18 protein-coding genes are annotated in these 20,606 nt (G+C 64.3%); 6 read left to right on the forward strand and 12 right to left on the reverse strand.

The window, feature by feature from the left end; translation table 11 throughout:
• Window positions 1–3: 3 nt before the first annotated feature.
• Window positions 4–918: a peptidylprolyl isomerase gene (locus AC2TZ7_RS03565; protein WP_489865915.1), complete on the reverse strand. Its 915-nt coding sequence runs from the start codon at window positions 916–918 to the stop codon at window positions 4–6.
• A gap of 181 nt (window positions 919–1,099) precedes the next feature.
• On the opposite strand from AC2TZ7_RS03565, the gene secA reads away from it, so the two are divergent.
• Together secA and AC2TZ7_RS03575 are read left to right on the forward strand one after the other, a co-directional pair.
• Window positions 1,100–3,811, forward strand: coding sequence for a preprotein translocase subunit SecA (gene secA / locus AC2TZ7_RS03570; RefSeq protein WP_489865916.1), 2,712 nt, complete (start codon window positions 1,100–1,102; stop codon window positions 3,809–3,811).
• Between the two features lie 234 nt (window positions 3,812–4,045).
• Window positions 4,046–5,008: a hypothetical protein gene (locus AC2TZ7_RS03575; protein ID WP_489865917.1), complete on the forward strand. Its 963-nt coding sequence runs from the start codon at window positions 4,046–4,048 to the stop codon at window positions 5,006–5,008.
• Here the strand turns inward: AC2TZ7_RS03575 and radC are convergent.
• From radC to dnaK, 3 genes are all read right to left on the reverse strand, one after another.
• Window positions 4,999–5,760, reverse strand: coding sequence for a RadC family protein (radC, locus tag AC2TZ7_RS03580; protein WP_489865918.1), 762 nt, complete (start codon window positions 5,758–5,760; stop codon window positions 4,999–5,001). The two genes, AC2TZ7_RS03575 and radC, sit on opposite strands and share 10 nt — an antisense overlap.
• Window positions 5,761–5,854: 94 nt before the next feature.
• The gene (dnaJ, locus tag AC2TZ7_RS03585; protein ID WP_078541605.1) at window positions 5,855–7,018 is read right to left on the reverse strand and encodes a molecular chaperone DnaJ; all 1,164 of its coding nucleotides are present in this window, start codon (window positions 7,016–7,018) and stop codon (window positions 5,855–5,857) included.
• Between the two features lie 74 nt (window positions 7,019–7,092).
• Window positions 7,093–9,009, reverse strand: coding sequence for a molecular chaperone DnaK (gene dnaK / locus AC2TZ7_RS03590; protein WP_489865919.1), 1,917 nt, complete (start codon window positions 9,007–9,009; stop codon window positions 7,093–7,095).
• 182 nt (window positions 9,010–9,191) lie between these two features.
• Here dnaK and AC2TZ7_RS03595 point away from each other — a divergent pair, with 182 nt between their 5' ends.
• Window positions 9,192–9,827 (forward strand): alpha-ketoglutarate-dependent dioxygenase AlkB family protein, encoded by a 636-nt coding sequence (locus AC2TZ7_RS03595; RefSeq protein ID WP_489865920.1) that lies wholly within the window; start codon window positions 9,192–9,194, stop codon window positions 9,825–9,827.
• Window positions 9,828–9,949: 122 nt separating this feature from the next.
• Here the strand turns inward: AC2TZ7_RS03595 and AC2TZ7_RS03600 are convergent, their stop codons facing one another.
• A complete protein-coding gene (locus AC2TZ7_RS03600; RefSeq protein WP_489865921.1) occupies window positions 9,950–11,092 on the reverse strand; it encodes an alkane 1-monooxygenase in 1,143 nt (380 codons plus the stop codon).
• A 58-nt stretch (window positions 11,093–11,150) separates the two neighbouring features.
• A complete protein-coding gene (gene mutY / locus AC2TZ7_RS03605) occupies window positions 11,151–12,203 on the reverse strand; it encodes an A/G-specific adenine glycosylase (protein ID WP_489865922.1) in 1,053 nt (350 codons plus the stop codon).
• An 84-nt stretch (window positions 12,204–12,287) separates the two neighbouring features.
• On the opposite strand from mutY, the gene AC2TZ7_RS03610 reads away from it, so the two are divergent.
• Both AC2TZ7_RS03610 and AC2TZ7_RS03615 read left to right on the forward strand, forming a co-directional pair.
• Window positions 12,288–12,836 (forward strand): DUF721 domain-containing protein, encoded by a 549-nt coding sequence (locus tag AC2TZ7_RS03610; RefSeq protein ID WP_489865923.1) that lies wholly within the window; start codon window positions 12,288–12,290, stop codon window positions 12,834–12,836.
• A complete protein-coding gene (locus tag AC2TZ7_RS03615; RefSeq protein WP_098409641.1) occupies window positions 12,837–13,514 on the forward strand; it encodes a DsbA family protein in 678 nt (225 codons plus the stop codon).
• Window positions 13,515–13,562: 48 nt separating this feature from the next.
• Here the strand turns inward: AC2TZ7_RS03615 and lpxK are convergent, their stop codons facing one another.
• The 4 genes from lpxK to AC2TZ7_RS03635 form a co-directional block, all read right to left on the reverse strand.
• Window positions 13,563–14,552, reverse strand: coding sequence for a tetraacyldisaccharide 4'-kinase (lpxK, locus tag AC2TZ7_RS03620; protein WP_489865924.1), 990 nt, complete (start codon window positions 14,550–14,552; stop codon window positions 13,563–13,565).
• The gene (locus tag AC2TZ7_RS03625; RefSeq protein ID WP_098409643.1) at window positions 14,552–15,790 is read right to left on the reverse strand and encodes a 3-deoxy-D-manno-octulosonic acid transferase; all 1,239 of its coding nucleotides are present in this window, start codon (window positions 15,788–15,790) and stop codon (window positions 14,552–14,554) included. Before AC2TZ7_RS03625 ends, lpxK begins: the two co-directional genes overlap by 1 nt.
• A 7-nt stretch (window positions 15,791–15,797) precedes the next feature.
• Entirely contained in the window at window positions 15,798–16,055 is a 258-nt protein-coding gene (locus AC2TZ7_RS03630) for a DUF4170 domain-containing protein (RefSeq protein ID WP_078522252.1), read from the reverse strand.
• Window positions 16,056–16,142: 87 nt separating this feature from the next.
• Window positions 16,143–16,964 carry a sugar phosphate isomerase/epimerase family protein gene (locus AC2TZ7_RS03635; RefSeq protein ID WP_489865925.1) on the reverse strand — a complete coding sequence of 274 codons (822 nt, stop codon included), beginning with the start codon at window positions 16,962–16,964 and terminating at the stop codon, window positions 16,143–16,145.
• Window positions 16,965–17,041: 77 nt separating this feature from the next.
• Between AC2TZ7_RS03635 and zapE the strand changes: the two genes are divergently transcribed.
• Window positions 17,042–18,133 (forward strand): cell division protein ZapE, encoded by a 1,092-nt coding sequence (zapE, locus tag AC2TZ7_RS03640; RefSeq protein ID WP_134330048.1) that lies wholly within the window; start codon window positions 17,042–17,044, stop codon window positions 18,131–18,133.
• Here the strand turns inward: zapE and AC2TZ7_RS03645 are convergent.
• Together AC2TZ7_RS03645 and AC2TZ7_RS03650 are read right to left on the reverse strand one after the other, a co-directional pair.
• Window positions 18,130–19,152 carry an LLM class flavin-dependent oxidoreductase gene (locus AC2TZ7_RS03645; RefSeq protein ID WP_489865926.1) on the reverse strand — a complete coding sequence of 341 codons (1,023 nt, stop codon included), beginning with the start codon at window positions 19,150–19,152 and terminating at the stop codon, window positions 18,130–18,132. The two genes, zapE and AC2TZ7_RS03645, sit on opposite strands and share 4 nt — an antisense overlap.
• Window positions 19,153–19,244: 92 nt before the next feature.
• Complete coding sequence (locus tag AC2TZ7_RS03650) at window positions 19,245–20,516, reverse strand: bifunctional folylpolyglutamate synthase/dihydrofolate synthase (RefSeq protein ID WP_489865927.1); 1,272 nt, start codon at window positions 20,514–20,516, stop codon at window positions 19,245–19,247.
• Between the last annotated feature and the right edge of the window lie 90 nt (window positions 20,517–20,606).

Genomic DNA, 20,606 nt, shown 5'->3' on the forward strand with positions numbered 1-20,606 from the left:
CGATCAGTTGCTACCCAAGATGGACTGATCTTTCAGAACGCTCGGATCAATCCCGTCGGTCATCTTGTCGATTTTGGCTTCGCCCACAACAGCCTTTACGCGTTTTTGGACAGCCTCTTGGCGAATATCGCCAACCAGCTTCTTGCGCACATCGGCCAGTTTCGGCGCGTCGACCATCTTCGTGCCGAGCAGCTTCACGACATGCCAGCCGTACTGGGTCTGGATCGGACCGGCGACTTCGCCGTCCTTCATGCCTGCGACCTCATCCGCGAAGGGCTTGACCATCGCGTCGAGCTTGAACCAGCCCAGATCGCCGCCATTCGCCGCCGCACCATCGGTCGAGTTCTTCTTCGCCAGTTCCGCGAAGTCGCCGCCGTTGTCGATCTCTTTCTTGATCTTCTCGGCCTCTGCCTTGGTTTTAACGATGATATGGGCCGCGTGATATTCCTTGGTCGGCTTGGCCTTGGCGTATTTCGCGTCATAGGCCTTCTGCACGGCGTCGTCGGTCACGGCCTTGTCAGCGGTGTAGTTCAGCATCGCACCGGAGAGATACGCGCGTTTCTGCACTTCGAGAGCGATCTTGTCGCGCTGGGTGATGCGCTTTTCTTCGAGCTGGGCAAGCGCGGTCTGCTGAATCAGCTGCTCCAGGACGCCTTGGAACAGCTTGTCATCGGGCAGCTGCTGGTATTGCGCGGGAAGGCCGTCGCGTACCGTTTGCATCATGCCCAGCGTGATATCCTGACCGTTCACGGTGGCGACCACGGTGTCGGCGCTCAGGTCGGTGCGCGGCTTGGCGGCGGCTTCCGATTTCGCGGCATCCGCAGCGGCGGCAGGCGCTTTCGCGTCATCGGCCTGTGCGATCCCGGCAGTCATTGCGCAGATCGCGACGCTCGCGAACAGTTTCGTCAGATTCGGCATCCTTGCCACTTCCTTTCTGCCGCGTCTTTCGGCGGCGTTGACAGTCTGGCAGCCGCCCCTTACATCGCCTAGGGCCTGTAAGAGCCATTTCGGCCTTGTTTCGCTAGCTCTTCTAGGCAAGCAAACCCTATGCGACAAGGCACAGGGAATAACGATCTGGTCAGCTACCCTCGGAGATTACATGCTCGGCATCGGAACACTCGCGAAGAAGGTCTTCGGCACGTCGAATGATCGTAAGGTGAAATCGGTGCGCCCGCTGGTGGCCAAGATCAACGCGCTGGAGGAGCAGTTCGCAGCCCTCTCCGACGAACAGATCATCGAGAAGACGCGCGACTTCCAGCGCCGCGTGCAGGAAGACGGCGAGAGCCTCGACAAGATCCTGCCCGAAGCCTTCGCCAACTGTCGCGAAGCCGCGAAGCGTGCACTCGGCCTGCGGGCTTTCGACGTGCAGCTCGTCGGCGGCATCTTCCTGCATCAGGGCAATATCGCCGAGATGAAGACGGGCGAAGGGAAAACCCTCGTCGCGACCTTCCCGGCCTATCTGAACGCTCTCGCCGGCAAAGGCGTGCATGTCGTCACCGTGAACGACTATCTCGCGCGGCGTGACGCGGAATGGATGAGCAAGGTCTATGGCGCGCTGGGTCTGACCACCGGCGTCGTCGTGCCCTTCCAGGCCGAGCCCGAGAAGAAACAGGCCTACGCCGCCGACATCACCTATTCGACGAATAACGAGCTTGGCTTCGATTATCTGCGCGACAACATGAAAACCTCGGTCGACCAGATGATGCAGCGCGGCCATTTCTACGCGATCATCGACGAGGTCGACTCGATTCTGATCGACGAGGCACGCACGCCGCTGATCATTTCGGGCCCGTCCGACGACCGCTCGGAGCTGTATATCACGCTCGACAAGTTCATCCCGAGCCTGAGCGAAGAGCATTACACCATCGACGAGAAGGCCCGCACCGCGACCTTCACCGAAGAGGGCAACGACTTCCTCGAGAACCTCCTGCTGGAGGCGGGCGTGCTCCCCGAGGGTCAGTCGCTCTACGATCCGGAAAGCACGACCATCGTGCACCACGTCAACCAGGCCCTGCGCGCCCACAAGCTGTTCTTCAAGGATCAGAACTACGTCGTGCAATCGGGCGAGGTCGTGCTGATCGACGAATTCACCGGCCGCATGATGAAGGGCCGTCGCCTCTCGGAAGGCCTGCATCAGGCGATCGAAGCCAAGGAAGGCGTCGACATTCAGCCCGAGAACGTGACGCTGGCCTCGGTCACCTTCCAGAACTACTTCCGCCTCTACGACAAGCTCGGCGGCATGACCGGCACCGCGGCTACCGAGGCCGAGGAATTCGCCGAGATCTATTCGCTGGGCGTGGTCGAGATTCCGACCAACCGTCCGATCGCGCGGAAAGACGAACATGACCGCGTCTACCGCACCGCGCAGGAAAAATACGACGCCGTGGTCGAGGCGATCAAGAAAGCCAACGAGAAGGGCCAGCCGATGCTCGTCGGCACCACCTCGATCGAGAAGTCCGAGATGCTCTCGGATATGCTCAAGAAGGCCGGCATCAAGCACAACGTCCTGAACGCCCGCCAGCACGAGCAGGAAGCGACCATCGTCGCCGAGGCCGGCCGTCTGGGCGCCGTGACCATCGCGACCAACATGGCTGGCCGCGGGACCGACATTCAGCTCGGCGGCAATATCGAGATGCGCGTTCAGGAAGAACTCGCCGCGAATCCCGACGCCGATCCCGAAGAGGTCCGCAAGCGGATCGACGCGGCGACCGCCGAGGAAAAGGCGAAGGTTCTGGAAGCGGGCGGCCTGTTCGTTCTCGCGACCGAGCGCCACGAAAGCCGCCGCATCGACAACCAGCTGCGCGGTCGTTCGGGCCGTCAGGGCGACCCGGGCCGCTCGCTGTTCTTCCTCTCGCTGGAAGACGACCTGATGCGGATCTTCGGCTCCGACAAGCTCGATTCGGTTCTCTCCAAGCTGGGCATGAAAGAGGGCGAGGCGATCGTCCACCCGTGGGTGAACAAGTCGCTCGAGCGCGCGCAGGCGAAGGTCGAGGGGCGCAACTTCGACATCCGTAAGCAGCTTCTGAAATTCGATGACGTGATGAACGACCAGCGGAAAGCGGTCTTCTCGCAGCGTCGCGAAATCATGGAAACCGAAGAGGTCGGCGAGATCACCCGCGACATGCGCGTTCAGGTGATCGAGGACCTCGTGGACCGCTTCATGCCGCCGAAATCCTATGCCGATCAATGGGATGTCGAAGGCATGCACCAAGAGGTGATCGAACAGCTGAACCTCGACGTGCCGCTTGCGGAATGGGCCGAGGAAGAGGGCGTCGATCAGGAAGTCGTCACCGAGCGTCTCGAGGAAGCGACCGATACGCTGATGGCCGAGAAGGCCGAGGCCTTCGGCGCAGACACGATGCAGATGATCGAAAAGCAGGTCCTGCTGCAGATCATCGACGCGAAATGGCGCGAGCATCTGGTCACGCTCGATCAGCTGCGCCAGACCATCGGTTTCCGCGGCTATGCGCAGCGCGATCCGCTGTCGGAATTCAAGACCGAGGGCTTCCAGCTGTTCGAGATCATGCTCGACAGCCTGCGCTCGGAAGTGACGCAGCAGCTGGCCCGCATCCGTCCGCTCACCGAAGAAGAGCAGGCGCAGATGATGCAGGCGCAACAGCAGCAGCCCGCACCCGCCGAGGCGTCGGCGGAAGCCCCGGCCGAGGCGGCGCCCGAGGTCGAGGTGGCGGGCGAACCGCTGCCGGGCTTCGACGAGACCAACCCGGCGACCTGGGGCGATCCGTCACGCAACGATCCTTGCCCCTGCGGGTCGGGCAAGAAGTTCAAGCATTGCCACGGGCAATTAGTTTGACACAACTCTGACGCGAATGTGGCAAAGGTGAGGCGGCTTCGGCCGCCTTTTCCATATCTTGTTGGAGTCATTGACTCTCTTGGCAGGTCCACCCCACCCCAAGCATGCATGGGGTGCATGATTTCCCAAATCGCGCCGCAGCTTCGCCGCTTTCGGTCATTAGGAATTGCTTAAGCAGTTTTCTAACACAGACCCCAGTCCGAGGCGGCGATGCGCACCATTCGCAAGATATCCATGATCGGAGCGACGTTCCTGCTCGCTGCCGCGACGGGTCATGTGATGCAAAGCGTGGGTCCGCGTCCGCAACTTGGCGCGTCTTTGGTCGCGAGCTCGGTCGCTCGCGACAGTTGGGGAAACCGGGTCGAGCCGCGCGAGGAACCGCGGGTTCAGCTCATTTCGAAAACCGTTCTTCGCAATCCGCCTGTCTATCATTTCGCGACGGATCCCGGTGTCGGCATCGTGCCTGCGACGGTGCGCACATCGGGCGACCGGTTCACCTCTTCGCTTCCGCAACCGATGCCGTTGAAAACCGGCGCTGCCGATTGCGGGCACGCCATCCTGTCGGTCACCCCCGCAGGCGATGGGCTGACCAAGCTTGAGCTGAGCGCGCCGTGCCACCCCGATACGAAACTGGCGATCCGCGACGCGTCGCTCTCGATCGCCGGGCAGACCGACAAGGCGGGGGCTTTCTCGGCTATCCTGCCGTTGCTCGCGCCCATGACCTCGCTGGAAGTCAGCGCCGGTGGATCGACGATTGCGCAGGTCGAAGCCGCGGCGTCGGGGCTCGATAAGATCAACCGCGCGATCTGGGTGACCGATGGACAAAGTCCGTTGCATCTGAACGCCTATGAGAACGGCGCGCAGTTCGACGATGCGGGCCATCTCGACGTGACCAAGCCGCGCACGCCGGACACTTCGCTGGGCGGCTATATGCAAAGCTTTACCTCCGCAGATGGCAAGCGCATCGAAATCTACACCGCGCCGAAGACGCTTACCGCGCTCAAGCTGCAACTCGAGGCGACGCTGTCCTCCGAAGATTGCGGCAAGTCGGTCGGCGGCCGGTTGATGCGGATGCATGGCACCGGGACCGCAGCGATGCCGATCACCCTCGATCTGCCCGCCTGTCCGTCCGATGGCGGCACGGTGGTTCTTCCGCTTGATGGGTTCGAGTCCCAGGGCCTGACCGCTCAGAAGTAACCCTCCGACCGCAGGCTGATCTCGCAGTCCTTACCGAGGATCAGGTGATCGTGCAGCACGATGCCGAAGAGCTTCGCCGCCTCGTCGATCTGCCGCGTGAGGGCGATATCCGCCTCTGACGGGGTCGGGTCGCCCGAGGGGTGGTTATGCACCAGAATCAGCGCCGAGGCATTGGCCTCCAGCGCGCGCTTCATCACCTCGCGCGGATAGACGGGAACATGATCCACCGTGCCGCGGCCCTGTTCTTCATCCGCAATCAGCGCGTTCTTCCGGTCCAGCAGCAGCAGGCGAAACTGCTCCGTCTCGGCATGGGACATCGCCATGTGACAGTAGTCGACGAGCGCCTGCCACGAGCTGAGCACCGGGCGATGCATCACCTTCGAGCGTGCGAGCCTTTGCGCCGAAGCCTCCACCAGCTTCAGCTCGATCACCACGGCCTCGCCCACGCCGGTCACTTGGCGCAGGCGGTGAGGCGGGGCAGAGACCACCCGCCCGAAATCGCCGAAGGTTTCGATCAGGCGACGGGCGAGGGGTTTGACGTCCTGCCGGGGGATCGCGCGAAACAGCACCAGTTCGAGCAGTTCATAATCGGGCAGGGCCTGCGCGCCGCCTTCCATGAACCGTGTGCGCAGCCGTTGCCGATGATCGAACAGATAGGACGGCTTCGACGCGCCCGGCGGCGGACGGATCGCGGTGCCGCCGTTGAACAACGGCAGCGGAGGCTCCTGCATATGACGGGGCATCTGGTCCATGAAACAGACCATGAACGATTCGGATTGAAGAAAGCCTTAATCGGTTGCGAGCCGGACAAGAAAAAAGGCGCCCGAAGGCGCCTTTTCGAAATGATCACTGGGTCATGCCATCCCAGAAGCTTTTGACTTTCTTGAAGAAACTCGCGCCTTCCGGGTTGTTCTCGGCCTCGATCCCCTGGAACTCCTTGAGGATTTCCTTCTGCCTTGCGGTCAGGTTCACCGGGGTTTCGACGGCCAGTTCGATGAACATGTCGCCAGACCCGCCGCCGCGCAGCGCGGGCATACCCTTGCCACGCAGGCGCATCTGCCGCCCCGATTGGCTGCCGGCCGGGATTTTCACACGGCTTCGGCCGCCATCTATCGTCGGGACCTCGACCTCGCCGCCAAGGGCTGCGGTCGCCATGCTCACCGGCACGCGGCAATGCAGATCGGTGCCTTCGCGTTCGAAGATCGCGTGCGGCTGGACCTCGATGAAGATATAGAGATCGCCCGACGGACCACCGCGCAGCCCCGCCTCGCCTTCGCCGGCGTGACGGATGCGGGTGCCGGTCTCGACCCCCGGAGGGATGTTGACCTGAAGCTGGCGATCGACCTCCACGCGGCCTGCACCATGGCAGACCTTGCAGGGGTTCTTCACCACCTGACCCTGGCCACCACAGGTCGGGCAGGTCCGCTCGACCGTGAAGAAGCCGTTCTGCGCGCGCACCTTGCCCAGACCCGAACAGGTCGGACAGGTCTGCGGCTCGGAGCCGCCTTCCGCACCGGAGCCGTTACACTCGGTACAGGCGGCCGAGCTTGGCACGTTGATCGTCTTGTGGGTGCCGCGATACGCCTCTTCGAGCGTGACGCGCATGTTGTAGCGCAGATCGGAGCCCCGCTGTGCGCGCGAACGCCCGCCGCCGGGACCGGCTCTGCCGCCGCCCATGAAATCACCGAACAAGTCTTCGAAGACGTCGGAGAAGGCCGAGGCGAAGTCGCCCTGACCGCCCGCGCCGCCATAGCCGCCGCCCGGACGCCCGCCGCCCATGCCGCCTTCGAACGCCGCATGACCGAACCGGTCATAAGCGGCTTTCTTCTCGGCGTCCTTGAGGACGTCATAAGCCTCGTTCACTTCCTTGAACTGGGCCTCGGCATCGGGATTGTCGGAATTGCGATCGGGATGAAGCTCTTTCGCCTTCTTGCGATAGGCTTTCTTGATCTCTTCGGCCGAGGCGCCTTTGGCAGTTCCCAGAACGTCGTAATAGTCGCGTTTTGCCATTGGTTACCCCCTTGGCGGAACGCAGGCGGGCCCGCCCTTAGAAAAGGCAGGCCCGCCCGACATTCCATGCGCAATTACTTGCGCTCGTCCTCGCCCAGATCTTCGAAGTCAGCGTCGACGATATCTTCATCGACATCGCGCGGGCTGTCTTCGTCGTTGGAGCTCTCGCCCTGACCGGCTTTCTCCTGCTCGGCCTTGTAGATGGCCTCGCCGAGTTTCATCGCCGCATCCGTCAGGTTCTGGATCGCGCCTTTGATCTTGCCGACTTCCTCGGTCTTGAGGGCTTCCTCAAGCGCGTTGGCCGCCAGTTCGATCGCTTCGACGGTCGAGGCATCGACCTTGTCGCCGTGATCTTCGAGCGACTTGCGGGTCGAGTGCAGGAGCGATTCGCCCTGGTTCTTGGTTTCGACCAGTTCCTTGCGGGACTTGTCCGCGTCGGCATTCGCCTCGGCGTCCTGAACCATTTTCTCGATCTCGTCGTCGGTCAGACCGCCGGACGCCTGGATCGTGATCTTCTGCTCCTTGCCGGTGCCCTTGTCCTTCGCCGAAACGGACACGATGCCGTTGGCGTCGATGTCGAAGGTCACTTCGATCTGCGGCATGCCGCGCGGGGCCGGCGGGATGTCCTCGAGGTTGAACATGCCGAGCATCTTGTTGTCGGCAGCCATCTCGCGCTCACCCTGGAAGACCCGGATCGTCACTGCGTTCTGGTTGTCTTCCGCGGTGGAGAACACCTGGCTCTTCTTCGTCGGGATCGTCGTGTTGCGATCGATCAGGCGGGTGAACACGCCACCCAGCGTCTCGATGCCGAGCGACAGCGGGGTCACGTCGAGCAGGACGACGTCTTTCACGTCACCTTGCAGAACGCCGGCCTGAATGGCCGCACCGAGCGCCACGACCTCATCCGGGTTCACACCCTTATGGGGCTCTTTGCCGAAGAAGCCGGTCACTTCTTCCACGACTTTCGGCATACGGGTCATACCGCCGACGAGGACGACTTCGTCGATTTCGTCCTTGGAGACGCCCGCATCCTTGAGCGCGGCGGCGCAGGGCTTCAGCGAGGCCTTGATCAGGTCGCTCACGAGGCTTTCCAGCTTCGCACGGGTCAGTTTCATGACCATGTGCAGCGGCGTGCCGTCCTTGCCCATCGAGATGAAGGGCTGGTTGATCTCGGTCTGGCTCGAGCTCGACAGCTCGATTTTCGCTTTCTCGGCAGCTTCCTTCAGACGCTGCAGCGCCATCTTGTCCTTGGTCAGGTCGACGCCATGCTCTTTTTTGAACTCGTCAGCGAGGTAGTTGACGATGCGCATGTCGAAGTCTTCACCGCCGAGGAACGTGTCGCCGTTGGTCGATTTCACTTCGAAGAGACCGTCGTCGATCTCGAGGATGGTGATGTCGAAGGTACCGCCGCCAAGGTCATAGACCGCGATGGTTTTCGATTCTTTCTTGTCGAGGCCATAGGCCAGCGCAGCCGCGGTCGGCTCGTTGATGATGCGCAGCACCTCGAGACCGGCGATCTTGCCGGCGTCTTTCGTGGCCTGACGCTGAGCGTCGTTGAAGTAGGCGGGCACGGTAATGACGGCCTGCGTGACTTCCTCACCCAGATAGCTCTCGGCGGTTTCCTTCATCTTCTGAAGAATCACGGCCGAAACCTGTGCGGGGGAGTACTTGTCGCCCTTCACTTCGACCCATGCGTCGCCATTGCCGCCGTCGACGATGGAATAGGGAACGAGTTTCTTGTCCTTCTCGACTTCCGCATCGGTGGTGCGGCGACCGATCAGACGCTTAACAGCGAAAACGGTGTTCGAGGGGTTGGTGACCGCCTGACGTTTCGCCGGCTGGCCGACCAGACGTTCGTCGTCCGTATAGGCGACGATCGAGGGGGTGGTGCGCGCCCCTTCGGAGTTTTCAATCACTCGGGGCTGTGCGCCATCCATGATGGCGACGCAGGAGTTCGTAGTCCCGAGGTCGATACCAATGACTTTACCCATGATGTTACCTCTCTTGGCGATATGACGGGGAACGGGTCCATTCAGGCCCCCGGCCCCTATCCCTTGGGTTTCGGTTTCATGCTCTGCTATCTAGCGGTGTGAGCCGCCGTCGGCTTCGAAGCGTATATAAGGAGGGGAAAATCGGGCTGCAAGAAGGCTCCCCCGAGGAAGAGGGTGAGAAAATGACAGAAAACCGGAAACACGCAACATCTCGGCCCGATCCGCAGGAGATTCGCGGCTTCCGGCATTATCCCGGCTGGCTGGACCTCGACGAACAGAAGGCGCTGATCGAGACGCTGCGCGGTGTCGTGGCGCAGGCGCCGCTGTTCTCGCCGATGACCCCCTACGGCAAGCCGATGTCGGTGCGCATGACGTCGGCCGGGCGGTTTGGCTGGATCTCCGACCGGCGCGGCTACCGCTATTCCGAGACGCATCCCGACGGTCAGCCCTGGCCCGAAATCCCGCAGCCGATCCTCGATATCTGGGAGGCGGTCGCGGGCACGCCCCGCGCCCCCGAATGCTGTCTCATCAACTTCTACGGCGAAGGCGCGAAGATGGGGATGCATCAGGACCGCGACGAGCAGGATTTCGATCAGCCCGTGGTCTCGGTCTCGCTGGGCGATGACGGGCTGTTTCGCATCGGGAACAAGACGCGCGGTGGCAAGACCGAAAGCATCTGGCTGCGCTCTGGCGATGTGATGGTGATGGGGGGCGAGGCGCGGCTGCTCTATCACGGGATCGACCGCGTGAAGCCCGGCACCTCGCCGCTGATGCCGAAGGGCGGGCGGATCAACCTGACGATGCGCGTCGTGACCTGACGCCTGTGCTGGCGGCATCTGCGGGAGCCTCCGGCGGGGATATTTTTGCCAAGAGGAAGGAGCCTCTTCTTCTCGATCCAAATATCCCGCGGGGGTCCGGGGGCGCGAAGCCCCCGTGCCTCTCAGAAAGAGCCGCGCGGCAGCGGCGTCGTGCCCTTGTTATAAGGCGTCCAGTCCTCGACATCCGGGTAGTATTTCCGCCGCCACGCCCGCACGCGCGGGTTCATCCGGCGCCGCCAGAGCGGCGGGATCATCGCCAGCGCCGTCATGCCGGGATAGCCGAAGGGCAGCTGCGGGGCTTCCTCGGCATCGTAGGTCTGCAGAAGCGGGAAGCGGCGGTCGGGTTTGTAATGGTGATCCGAATGGCGCTGCAGATTGATCAGCAGCCAGTTCGAGGCGGTGTGATCGGCGTTCCAGCTATGGCGGGGCAGGACATGCTCATAGCGCCCCTCGCCCTTGTAGCGCCGCGTCAGGCCATAATGCTCGACATAGTTAGTCAGCTCCAACTGCCAGACCGCGAAGAGCGCCTGCAGCAGGAACAGGCCGAGCCCCATCCAGCCACCCAGTAGCGCCGCCACGATCAGAGCCAGCGCCTGCAATGCGCCATAGCGCCAGAACGGGTTGGAACGGTGCCAGACCGGGCGGCCCGCGCGGCGCAGCTTCAGTTTCTCGGCCTTCCAGGCGGAGCGGGGGCACTCGAAAATCACGCGCCAGAAGAAGCGGTGAAACCCTTCGTTATAGCGCGCCGAGACCGCATCGCGCGGCGTGCCGACCCAGAGGTGATGGACCAGCAGATGCTCGGTCCGGAAATGGGAGTAGAGGACGCTCGCCAGCAGCAGATCGCCCAGCCAGCGTTCCAGCTTGCTCTTCTGGTGCAGCAATTCGTGGGCGTAGACGATGCCGATCGTGCCCGAGATCACGCCCACGCCGAACATCAGGGCGACGATCTCGAAGCCGTTCAGATGGCTCGTATGGGTCACCCACCAGATCGTGCCGAAGATCACGGCCGCCTGAATCGGGAACCAGATCAGCGTGATCGCGCGATACCAGAAAAGATCCGCCTCGGGCGTCTCGGTGTCGGGCTGATCCTCGTTGCGCCCCAGCAGCTGGTCGAGCACGGTCGTCAGCCACCACGCATAGGCGGGCAGCAGGATCAGGGTCCAACCGCCGAACCACGCCTCGATCCCCGCCAGCGGCACGGTGCCGAGCGACAGCCAGAAGGGCAGGGCGTGAGAGGGGCGGCGGATTTCGTCGCGGCTGGACATCGGAGCCTCGTGAGCGATGCGGGCGCGGTCATACTAGCCGAACGCTAACCCGATACAATCACTCGGGTTGCGGCCATTCGGCGCTTTGGGCGGCATCCCAGACCTTGCGCATCAGCGTGGGCAGATCGCCGGGCCGGAAATCGGCGCGCGGGGTCATGGCGCGGGCCTCCGTGCGGGTGACGTGGACCTGCAGGATCAGGTGGAAATGGGTGAAGGTGTGGCGCACCTCGACCGGGGAGAGCATCCAGTCGGCCTGCATCGGCGGGGCGGGTGTCGGCGTCTCGGACCAATCCGAGCCGGGAAAACCCAGCGTGCCGCCCAGAAGCCCCTTGTCGGGGCGGCGCTCCAGCAGCACGTCGCCCTCGCCGTTCATCGCGACATAGGCGAAGCCACGGCGGGTGGGCTTTTCCTTTTTTGGAGCCTTGCGTGGCAGCGTCTCGGCAATGCCGGCGGCGCGGGCGGTGCAGGCATCAATGAGCGGGCATATCCCGCAGGCCGGATTGCGCGGCGTGCAGATCGTCGCGCCCAGATCCATCATCGCCTGCGCGAAATCTCCGGGCCGATCCTCTGGCGTGATCTGCGCCGTCAATTCGGTCAGCTCCGTCTTCGCGCCGGGCAGCGGCGTGTCGACCGAGAAGAGGCGCGAGACGACGCGCTCGACGTTGCCGTCGACCACGGCGACGGGCTCGTCATAGGCGATGGCGGCGATCGCGGCGGAGGTGTAGGGGCCGATGCCGGGCAGCTTTTGCAGCTCTGCCGCCGTTTCGGGGAAGCGCCCGTCCAGTTCACCCGCCACGACACGCGCGCATTTCAGCAGGTTGCGGGCGCGGGCGTAATAGCCCAGCCCGGCCCATTCGGCCATCACGTCGCCATCCTCGGCCGCCGCCAATGCGCCGACATCGGGCCAGCGCTCGGTGAAGCGGCGGAAATAGTCGCGCACGGCGGCGACCGTGGTCTGCTGCAGCATCACCTCGGAGAGCCAGACGCGATAGGGATCGGGCCGTTCCCCCTCTGCACGATCCATAGGCGATACGCGCCATGGCATGACGCGGGCATGGCTATCGTACCAAGTGAGCAGGGTTTCGCCGATTGCCCCTTTACCGTCACGCAATGTTTATGCTCCCCTCTTGCCGACCGGTTGGCCCGGCCCGATGTGCTTCCTAGAATGGGATGGATCAAGAGGAACCGCCCACGAATGAAGAAAAGCGACCCGCAAAAGACGCCTGCCCGGCGGATGCGTGGCTTTGAAGCCGCGGGCGGGCTGCTGCGCAACCGTATCCGCGCCGCGGGTGAAGCGCGTGGTTTTGCGGTCTCGCGCCTGCTGACCCATTGGGCGGAAGTGGTCGGGCCTGAGACGGCCGCGCAATGCCGCCCGGTGAAGATCGGCTACACGAAAGGCGGCTTCGGCGCGACCCTTACCCTACTTACGACCGGGGCGGCGGCGCCGATGCTGCAGATGCAGTTGCCGCAAATCCGCGACAAGGTGAATGCCTGCTACGGCTATAACGCGATCTCGCGCATCTCGCTGACGCAGACCGCGCCGACCGGCTTTGCCGAAGGTCAGGCGCAATTCGCACCGAAACCGAAACCCGAACCCCGCAAGCCGGACCCCCACGTCGCCGAAGCGGCGAAAGCGCAGGTGGCCGATTGTGGCGATGCCGATCTCAAATCGGCACTGGAAGAACTGGCAAGAAACGTTCTAGCGAAGTCCGCAGAGCGGGCTGCACACAAGAAAGGCAGATAGATGAGCAAAACTCTTTCGATCCTCGGCGGCGCGGCTGTCATGGGGCTCCTCGCGACGGGCGGCTGGTATGCCAGCCAACACAGCGAGGCGAGCCTGATCACTGCGGCCCAAGCGCAGGAAGCCACGGCGAACAAAGACGTCGAGACCCTGCCCGACGTGATTCTGGGTCAGGAAGACGCGCCGGTCACCGTGATCGAATATGCCTCCTACACCTGCCCGCACTGCGCCGAATGGCACAAGGTCGAGTACCCGCAGCTCAAGAAGAACTACATCGACACCGGCAAGGTGAAGTTCATCCAGCGCGAAGTCTATTTCGACAAATACGGCGTCTGGGCCGGTCTGATCGCGCAATGCGGTGGCGATCCGAAATATTACGCGATCGCGGACATGATCTATAACAAGCAGAAGGACTGGATCGGCGACGGCAAACCGCAGACCATCGCGGACAACCTGCGCAAGATCGGCCTGCAGGCCGGGCTGAGCAACGATCAGGTCACCGCCTGCATGAACGACGAGAAGCGCGCCGAGCGGATGGTCGCGACCTTCCAGAAGAACGCGGGCGACGACAAGATCGACGCGACGCCGACCTTCATCATCGACGGCGAGAAGCATTCCAACATGGTTTGGGACGACTTCAAGAAAATCCTCGACGACGAGCTGGCGCAGAAAGCCAACTGAGCTCGGCGGCAGATGTTGAGAAGGCCGGTCCTGCGGGGCCGGCCTTTTTCATATCCCGAGCCGGTCGAGCGCTGCGTCGAGCGCTGTGGGGTCGTCGATCTCGAGCCGCACCGGCAGGGCGAGCACCTTCGGGCGGAAGCTTTCCGGCAGCCGGACCGCGTCTTTCTCGGTCGTCACCATCTGCGCGCCGAGCGCGTCGGCCTCCGCCTCGATGCGCTGCAATAGGCGGGTCGTGAATGGCTGGTGATCTTCCAGCGCCTCGCCGCGCAGCAGCTCCGCTCCGAGATCGCGCAGGGTGGCGAAGAACTTCTCGGGATGGCCGATGCCTGCGAAGGCGAGGACGGGAAGGCCCTCCCAATCCATGCCCGTCTGAAGCGGAGCGAGCTGTCCCGTCAGATGCGGTTTCGAAATTCTGGAACTCCAGAAATTAGCGAATTCAGCCTGCGCAGCTTCCGGCCCGATCGACAGCAGAAAGTCTGCGCGGGTCATTCCGGCCTCGATCGGTTCGCGCAGCGGCCCGGCAGGCAGGCAGCGCCCGTTGCCGAAGCCCTTATGCGCGTCGACCACCACGATGGAGAGGTCTTTGTGCAAGGCAGGGTTCTGATGGGCATCGTCGAGTACGATTACCTGCGCTCCGGCCGCGACCGCCGCCTGCGCCCCGGCGGCCCGGTCGCGTGCGACCCAGACCGGCGCGAAGGCGGACAGCAGCAGCGGCTCGTCCCCGGTTTCCTCGGCGCGGTGACTGCGCTCATCGACCTGCACCGGCCCTTCAAGCGATCCGCCATAGCCGCGCGTGACCACATGGGCGGTCACACCGCGCGCGGCCAGCCGCTGCACCAGCCAGATCACCGTCGGCGTCTTGCCGGTCCCGCCCGCGTTGATGTTGCCGACCGAGATCACCGGCACGTCGAGCCGCAGCCCCGGCTGCGCCACACGCCGCTTCGTCATCGCCGCGTAAATCGCGCCGAGCGGCGACAGCAGACGCGCCCGCAGGCCCGGCGCGGCGGGGGCGTTGAACCAGAAGCCGGGCGCGCCCATCACGCCACCCGTGCGGGCTGGGTGCCCGACAGGATCTCGGCCAGGTCGCGGGCGATGGTCTCCACCGCGCCCGCGCCGCCCGAAGTCACCGCCCAGGCGTTATGGGCCAGCTGCGCAGAGCGTTCCGGCGCGATCAGGTCCGCGACCACTTCGGGCAGATCCTCTGGCACCACGACGCCGCGGCAGGCTTTCGCCGCCTCGAGCCGCAGGTAATCTTCGCGGAAAGGCGCAAGTTTCGGGCCGTGCAGGATCGCCGAGCCAAGCGCCGCCGCCTCTACCGGGGAGCGTGGTGCCTGCGCCGTCCCCGACAAGGTGCCGCCCATATAGCTGAGCGCGGCCAGCCGATACCAAAGCCCGTATTCCATCGCGTCGTCGGCAATGAAAATCTCGGTCGTCAGTTCCGGTTCGCCCTCGAGCGACCGGCGCGCGACCGACCAGCCCTCGGCGGTCAGCTGAGCGGCAAGGGCCTCGCCTTGGGATTCGTCGTCCGGCGCAAGCAGAAGCAGCAGCCGATGCGTGTGGCGCTGGGCGTAGCGATGCGCGGCCGTCACCGGGCCGACCTCGGCCTCGGGCACGGCAGCGGCCAGCCAGACCGGGCGCGCGCCCATCGACTCGGCCATCGAGGCGCGCTCTGCCTCGGAGCCGTAAAGCGGCTGCGGCGGCTCGCCGAGCGCTCCGTCATTGACCACGATGACCGGCCCGTTCAGCCGGTCGCCCACCCGTTCGAGGCTCGCCTCGTCGCGCAGGTAGATGCGGTCGATCCGGCCCAGCAGCGTGAGCGAGACGTCATCGAGGCGCAGCCCATCCTGACCGCCGAGTTTCGCATCGGCCAGAACGCTGGCGATGCCGCGTTTCTGCGTCTCCGCGATCAGCGCTGCGGGCAGCGTGTCGTCCATGATGAGCACGAGATCGGGGCGCCACGCATCCAGCACCAGACGGACGGACGCGGGACGATCCTCGGGCGTGGGCCGGAAATAGACCTCTTCGGGCAGGCCGTCCGGCGGATCTTCCGCGCCGCGCACCGTCATCGCGATGCGGATATCGGGCATCCGCGCGGCCACCCTGCGCGCGACCAGCCCGGCGGCCTCCGCGCATGTCCCCGCAGCCCAGATCCACAGCAGCGGGGCGTCGGCGCGATCTTCCTCCTGACCGGCCTCGACCGCGGCTTTTGCCTTGGGTCCCGCAGGACGCAAGGCAGAGAGTTGCAGTCTGAGCCAGAGAGGAAGAGAGCGCGCCATGCCAGCCTTAGTTGCCGAGCTCTTCGGTGGTCGACACCTCGAGCTCTTCGTCACGCAGGCGATGCAGGTGCGCGATGAAGTAACGGGTATGGGCGTCGTCGACGGTGCGCTGCGCCTCTGCCTTCCACGCGGCATAGGCGGAGGCGTAGTTCGGATACATCCCGACGATATGGATATCGTCGACATTCTTGAACTCGGTGCGGCTCGGGGTCACCAGCTCGCCGCCGAAGACGAGGTGAAGACGTTGCGGGGTCGGTTTGGCCATAAGAACTCCTGTCGGCTTTTCTGCGGCGCAGAGATTACGCTTTGCCCCCACGCTTCACAAGGCGAGGGGCGGGGGCGCACGTAGCCGTTACCGCGCGAGGCCCAGCGATTCCAGATAGTCCGCGCCTTTTCTCACGCCAATCTCGTCATTCACTTCCAAAATCAGCCGCGGCATCTTCGGCAGCTTGCCAAGCGCCTTGAACACCGAATGCCACGCGATCGTGCCCTCGCCCGGATGCCAGTGCCGGTCGCCATAGCCGTCGATATCCTGCAGGTGGACATGTTCCAGCGCCGCGCCCGCCGCATGGACGAACACATCGACCGGCGGCGCGCCGCAGCGGCGATGCATGAACTGCGCATGGCCGGTATCGAGCGAGACCTTCACCGCTTTGCTCTTCATCTTCGCGGCCAGTTCGACACGCAGGCTCGGCGTGATGTCTTCGCAGTTTTCGACCACCAGCGTCACGCCCAGCTCCTCGGCGCGTTCGATCACCGGGGTCAGGACATAGCGCACGCGTTCGACCTGAATGAACCCGTTGGCCGGGTTCTGCTCCAGATCGGATTCCTTCCAGAGCGTATAGGGCGAGTGGATCACCATCTGATCGCCGCCCAGCTCCGCCGTGATCTCCAGCACCCGCAGCATCCGGGCGCGGATGATCTCGATGATCTCGGAATCGGCGCAGTCGATGTTGAACGAGGTGAAGGGCCCGTGCAGCCCGAGCCGCCCGGTATAGCCGTCGAGCAATTCCTTCGTCCGCGTGACCATCTTGCGCAGGTCCGCATCCGTGGCGTTCGGCCAGCAGAAGCTCTGCAATTCCAGATCGCGCTGGTCGTTCAGAATCCAGTCGCGATGATGCGCGAGCATATCGAGGCTCAGCGCAGCGCCGAGCAGCGGTAATTCCTTGGCCATGGGGTCCTCCTCCGGATCGGATGCTCGCGCAAGCCGCGGGGCTTTTCAATCCCGTGAGCGCGCTATATCGGAACGTCATGAAACGCAGTCTGCCCGAGTTTTACGAGTCCATGGTGGAGAACGGGGACCTCAACCCCGATCCCGCCCAACGCGCCATTCTGCCCGAACTGGAGCGCGTACGCCGCGCGCTGGAAGAGGCGCCTGCGCCCGAGCCGGTGAAACGCGGGCTCTTCAAGCGCAAGATCAAGCCGGTCGAAGGCGTGCGCGGCCTCTATATCTGGGGCGGTGTCGGGCGCGGGAAATCCATGCTGATGGACCTGTTCTTCGGCCAGACCGACGTGCCGAAACGCCGGGTGCATTTCCATGCTTTCATGCAGGAAGTCCAAGGCAAGCTCGACGATGCGCGCCGCGCCAACACGGTCGATGCGATGCGCCCCGTGGCCGAAGAGGTGGCGGGCTCGCTGCGGCTGCTGTGCTTCGACGAGATGCAGATCACGGACATTGCCGATGCGATGATCGTGGGCCGTCTGTTCGAGGCCCTGTTCGAGCGCGGCGTGACCATCGTCACCACCTCGAACCGGGTGCCCGAAGACCTCTACAAGAACGGGCTCAACCGCCAGCTCTTCCTGCCCTTCATCGGGCTGATCCGTGAGAAGCTCGACGTCTACGAGCTGGCCTCCGAGACTGATTATCGCCAGCACCGTCTGGCAGGCCAACAGGTCTATTTCACGCCTGCGGGCCGCGAGGCGCGCGCGAAGATGGATGCGCTTTGGGATGAGCTGACCGGGGGCGATCATCACGGCAAGCTCGACATCCCGGTGAAGGGCCGTGTGGTCGAAATCCCGCATTTCCACAATGGGGTCGGCCGCGCGAGCTTCTGGGATCTCTGCGCGCAGCCGCTGGGCCCGGCGGATTACCTCGCCATCGCGGATGCGGTGAAGGTGCTGCTGCTCGACGATATTCCGCTGCTCTCGGCCTCGAACTTCAACGAGGCGAAGCGCTTCGTCACGCTGATCGACTCGCTCTACGAGGGCAAGGTCCGGCTGATCTGCTCGGCTGCGGACGAGCCCGAGCGGCTTTACGTCGAAGGCGAAGGCACGTTCGAATTCGAGCGCACCGCCAGCCGCCTGCGCGAGATGCAGGCAGACGGCTGGGCGGCTGAGGCTTAAGTCAGCATTTCGTTCAGAAGCGGGCGGACCTTGGTGCCATAAAGCTCGATCGTCTTGCGCAGATGCGCGGGGTTCTGCGGCCCGCCGCTATATTTCAGCGTGAACCGCGACAGGCCCAGAGCCGTCACCGTCCGCGCGATCTTGCGCGCCACGGTTTCCGGGCTGCCGACATAGAGCGAGCCATGCTCGATCTCCGACAGATAGGCCTCGCGCCGGAACGGAGGCCAGCCGCGCGAGCGCCCGATCATGTCATGCATCCGCGCATAGCCTTCGTAGAACTCTTCCTGCGCGATCTCGTCGGTCTCGGCGATATGGCCGGGCGAATGGACGCCGATCTTGCCGGGCTTTGTGCCCATCTGGTCATGCGCGCGGTGATAGAGGTCGACATGCGGTTTGAACCGGGTCGAATCCCCGCCGATGATCGCCAGCATCAGATCCATCTGCATCGCGGCGGTCTCGACCACCGATTGCGGCGACCCTCCGACGCCGCGCCAGATCTGCAGCGGCGCCTCGGGGCGCGGATAGACGGTGACGTTCTTCAGCGGCGGGCGCATCTGGGCGTCGAAGCTGACCTTCTCCTGCGTCGCCAGCAGATGCAGGATCTGCGACTTCTCGGTGAACAGCGCCTCGTAATCGTTCAGATCGAGCCCGAAGAGCGGGAAGCTCTCGGTGAAGGAGCCGCGCCCGATGGTGATCTCGGCCCGCCCCGGCGCCAGCGCGTTCAGCGTCGCGAAACGCTGGAAAACGCGGATCGGATCGTCCGAGGACAGCACCGTCACGGAGGTGCCCGCCTTGATCTTCTCGGTGCGCGCAAGGATCGCCGAGAGGATCGGCTCGGTCGAGGAGATCGCGAAATCCGGGCGGTGATGTTCGCCCAGGCCGATATAGTCGAGCCCGACCTGATCGGCGAGCTCGCCTTCGGCCAACGTGTCGCGGATCACCTCGGCATGGCTGCGCAGCAGGCCGTCCTCCCCGCGCGTCACATCGCCGAACGTGTCGATCCCAAGCTCAAGCTGCATGGTGGTCTCCTTTCCTGTTCACGCGAAGATAGGCGCGCAGGCGCAGGTCAGCCACCGGTATCCCCGCATAGACTTCGTGCGAGACCGCAGCCTCAGGCGTTGTCGCGCAGCACCCGGCCCGCGAGGTAGAGCGAGCCGCAGATCAGGATGCGGGCATGGGGATGGATCGCGACGATCCCCGCGATGGCCGAGCCGACCGAGGCCGCAGGGCGGGCCTCGATGCCGACCACGCGCGCGGCCGCGGCGGTGTCTTCTGCAGGCAGCGTGTTTGCCTCACCGGGGATCGAAACGGCAAGCAGGCTCGCCGCGTGATCCGCCAGCGGGCGCAGATAGCCGGTCACATCCTTGGTGTTGAGCATGCCGCAGATCAGATGGGTCGGGCGTTTCGGAAGCCCGCCGAGCGTCTTGGCGATCATGTCGCCCGCCGCCGGGTTATGCCCGCCATCGAGCCAGACCTCGGCCTCGGGCGCACCGTCCACCAGCGGTCCGTGGCGCAGCCGTTGCATCCGCGCGGGCCATTCGGCTTTCGTCACCGCCGCCTCGCAGGCAGCCTCGTCAAAGCCCAGATGCCGCAGCGCCGCGAGCGCCGCCCCGGCATTGGCGATCTGATGCGGGCCGGGCAGGTTCGGCAGCGGCAGATCGAGAAGCCCGTTCTCGTCCTGGAAGATCAGCCGGTCGCGCTCTTCCCAGACCTGCCAATGCTGGCCATGCACGAGAAGCGGCGCGCCGAGCTTTTCCGCCCGCGCCTCGATCACGTCGAGCGCGGCCTCCTGCTGGGGACCGACCACGCAGGCCACGCCGCGCTTGATGATCCCGGCCTTCTCGCCCGCGATCTCGGCCAGCGTCTCGCCGAGGAATTGCTGATGGTCGATCGAGACCGGCGTAATGATGCTCAGCGCGGGTGTGTCGACCACATTGGTCGCGTCGAGCCGTCCGCCAAGCCCCACTTCCAGCAGCGTGTAATCCGCAGGGGTCCGCGCGAAGGCCAGAAGCGCCGCCGCCGTCGTCACCTCGAAGAAGGTGATCGGCTTGCCGCCATTCGCCGCCTCGACCTCATCGAGCAGCGCGGCCAGATTGGTCTCGGAGATCAGCTCTCCGGCGATCCGGATGCGTTCGTGAAACCGCGCCAGATGCGGTGAGGTATAGGCGTGGACGCGCTTGTCCGCAGCCTCCAGCCCGGCCCGGATCATCGCCTGGGTCGAGCCCTTGCCATTGGTGCCCGCGATATGGATCACCGGCGGCAGGTCGCGCTCGAGATGGTCGAGATCGGCCAGCAGCCGCTCCATCCGGTCGAGCGACAGGTCGATGACCTTGGGATGCAGCGCCATCAGGCGGTCGAGAATATCATCGGAGCTTTGCGTCATTGGCCTCTCCGGCCTTAGATGGCGGACCGGGGAGGGGGCGCTGCCCCCGCGGCTGCTGCCGCCCCCCGGGATATTTCAGCCAATACGAAG

This window comes from Thioclava sp. ISO4 (assembly GCF_058105145.1).

What these genes read in the sequence shown, in the direction of transcription:
- AC2TZ7_RS03565 (WP_489865915.1), bottom strand. Translation starts at nt 918, where the DNA reads ATGCCGAATCTGACGAAACTGTTCGCGAGCGTCGCGATCTGCGCAATG.
- secA (WP_489865916.1), top strand. Translation starts at nt 1,100, where the DNA reads ATGCTCGGCATCGGAACACTCGCGAAGAAGGTCTTCGGCACGTCGAAT.
- AC2TZ7_RS03575 (WP_489865917.1), top strand. Translation starts at nt 4,046, where the DNA reads ATGATCGGAGCGACGTTCCTGCTCGCTGCCGCGACGGGTCATGTGATG.
- radC (WP_489865918.1), bottom strand. Translation starts at nt 5,760, where the DNA reads ATGGACCAGATGCCCCGTCATATGCAGGAGCCTCCGCTGCCGTTGTTC.
- dnaJ (WP_078541605.1), bottom strand. Translation starts at nt 7,018, where the DNA reads ATGGCAAAACGCGACTATTACGACGTTCTGGGAACTGCCAAAGGCGCC.
- dnaK (WP_489865919.1), bottom strand. Translation starts at nt 9,009, where the DNA reads ATGGGTAAAGTCATTGGTATCGACCTCGGGACTACGAACTCCTGCGTC.
- AC2TZ7_RS03595 (WP_489865920.1), top strand. Translation starts at nt 9,192, where the DNA reads ATGACAGAAAACCGGAAACACGCAACATCTCGGCCCGATCCGCAGGAG.
- AC2TZ7_RS03600 (WP_489865921.1), bottom strand. Translation starts at nt 11,092, where the DNA reads ATGTCCAGCCGCGACGAAATCCGCCGCCCCTCTCACGCCCTGCCCTTC.
- AC2TZ7_RS03610 (WP_489865923.1), top strand. Translation starts at nt 12,288, where the DNA reads ATGAAGAAAAGCGACCCGCAAAAGACGCCTGCCCGGCGGATGCGTGGC.
- AC2TZ7_RS03615 (WP_098409641.1), top strand. Translation starts at nt 12,837, where the DNA reads ATGAGCAAAACTCTTTCGATCCTCGGCGGCGCGGCTGTCATGGGGCTC.
- lpxK (WP_489865924.1), bottom strand. Translation starts at nt 14,552, where the DNA reads ATGGGCGCGCCCGGCTTCTGGTTCAACGCCCCCGCCGCGCCGGGCCTG.
- AC2TZ7_RS03625 (WP_098409643.1), bottom strand. Translation starts at nt 15,790, where the DNA reads ATGGCGCGCTCTCTTCCTCTCTGGCTCAGACTGCAACTCTCTGCCTTG.
- AC2TZ7_RS03630 (WP_078522252.1), bottom strand. Translation starts at nt 16,055, where the DNA reads ATGGCCAAACCGACCCCGCAACGTCTTCACCTCGTCTTCGGCGGCGAG.
- AC2TZ7_RS03635 (WP_489865925.1), bottom strand. Translation starts at nt 16,964, where the DNA reads ATGGCCAAGGAATTACCGCTGCTCGGCGCTGCGCTGAGCCTCGATATG.
- zapE (WP_134330048.1), top strand. Translation starts at nt 17,042, where the DNA reads ATGAAACGCAGTCTGCCCGAGTTTTACGAGTCCATGGTGGAGAACGGG.
- AC2TZ7_RS03645 (WP_489865926.1), bottom strand. Translation starts at nt 19,152, where the DNA reads ATGCAGCTTGAGCTTGGGATCGACACGTTCGGCGATGTGACGCGCGGG.
- AC2TZ7_RS03650 (WP_489865927.1), bottom strand. Translation starts at nt 20,516, where the DNA reads ATGACGCAAAGCTCCGATGATATTCTCGACCGCCTGATGGCGCTGCAT.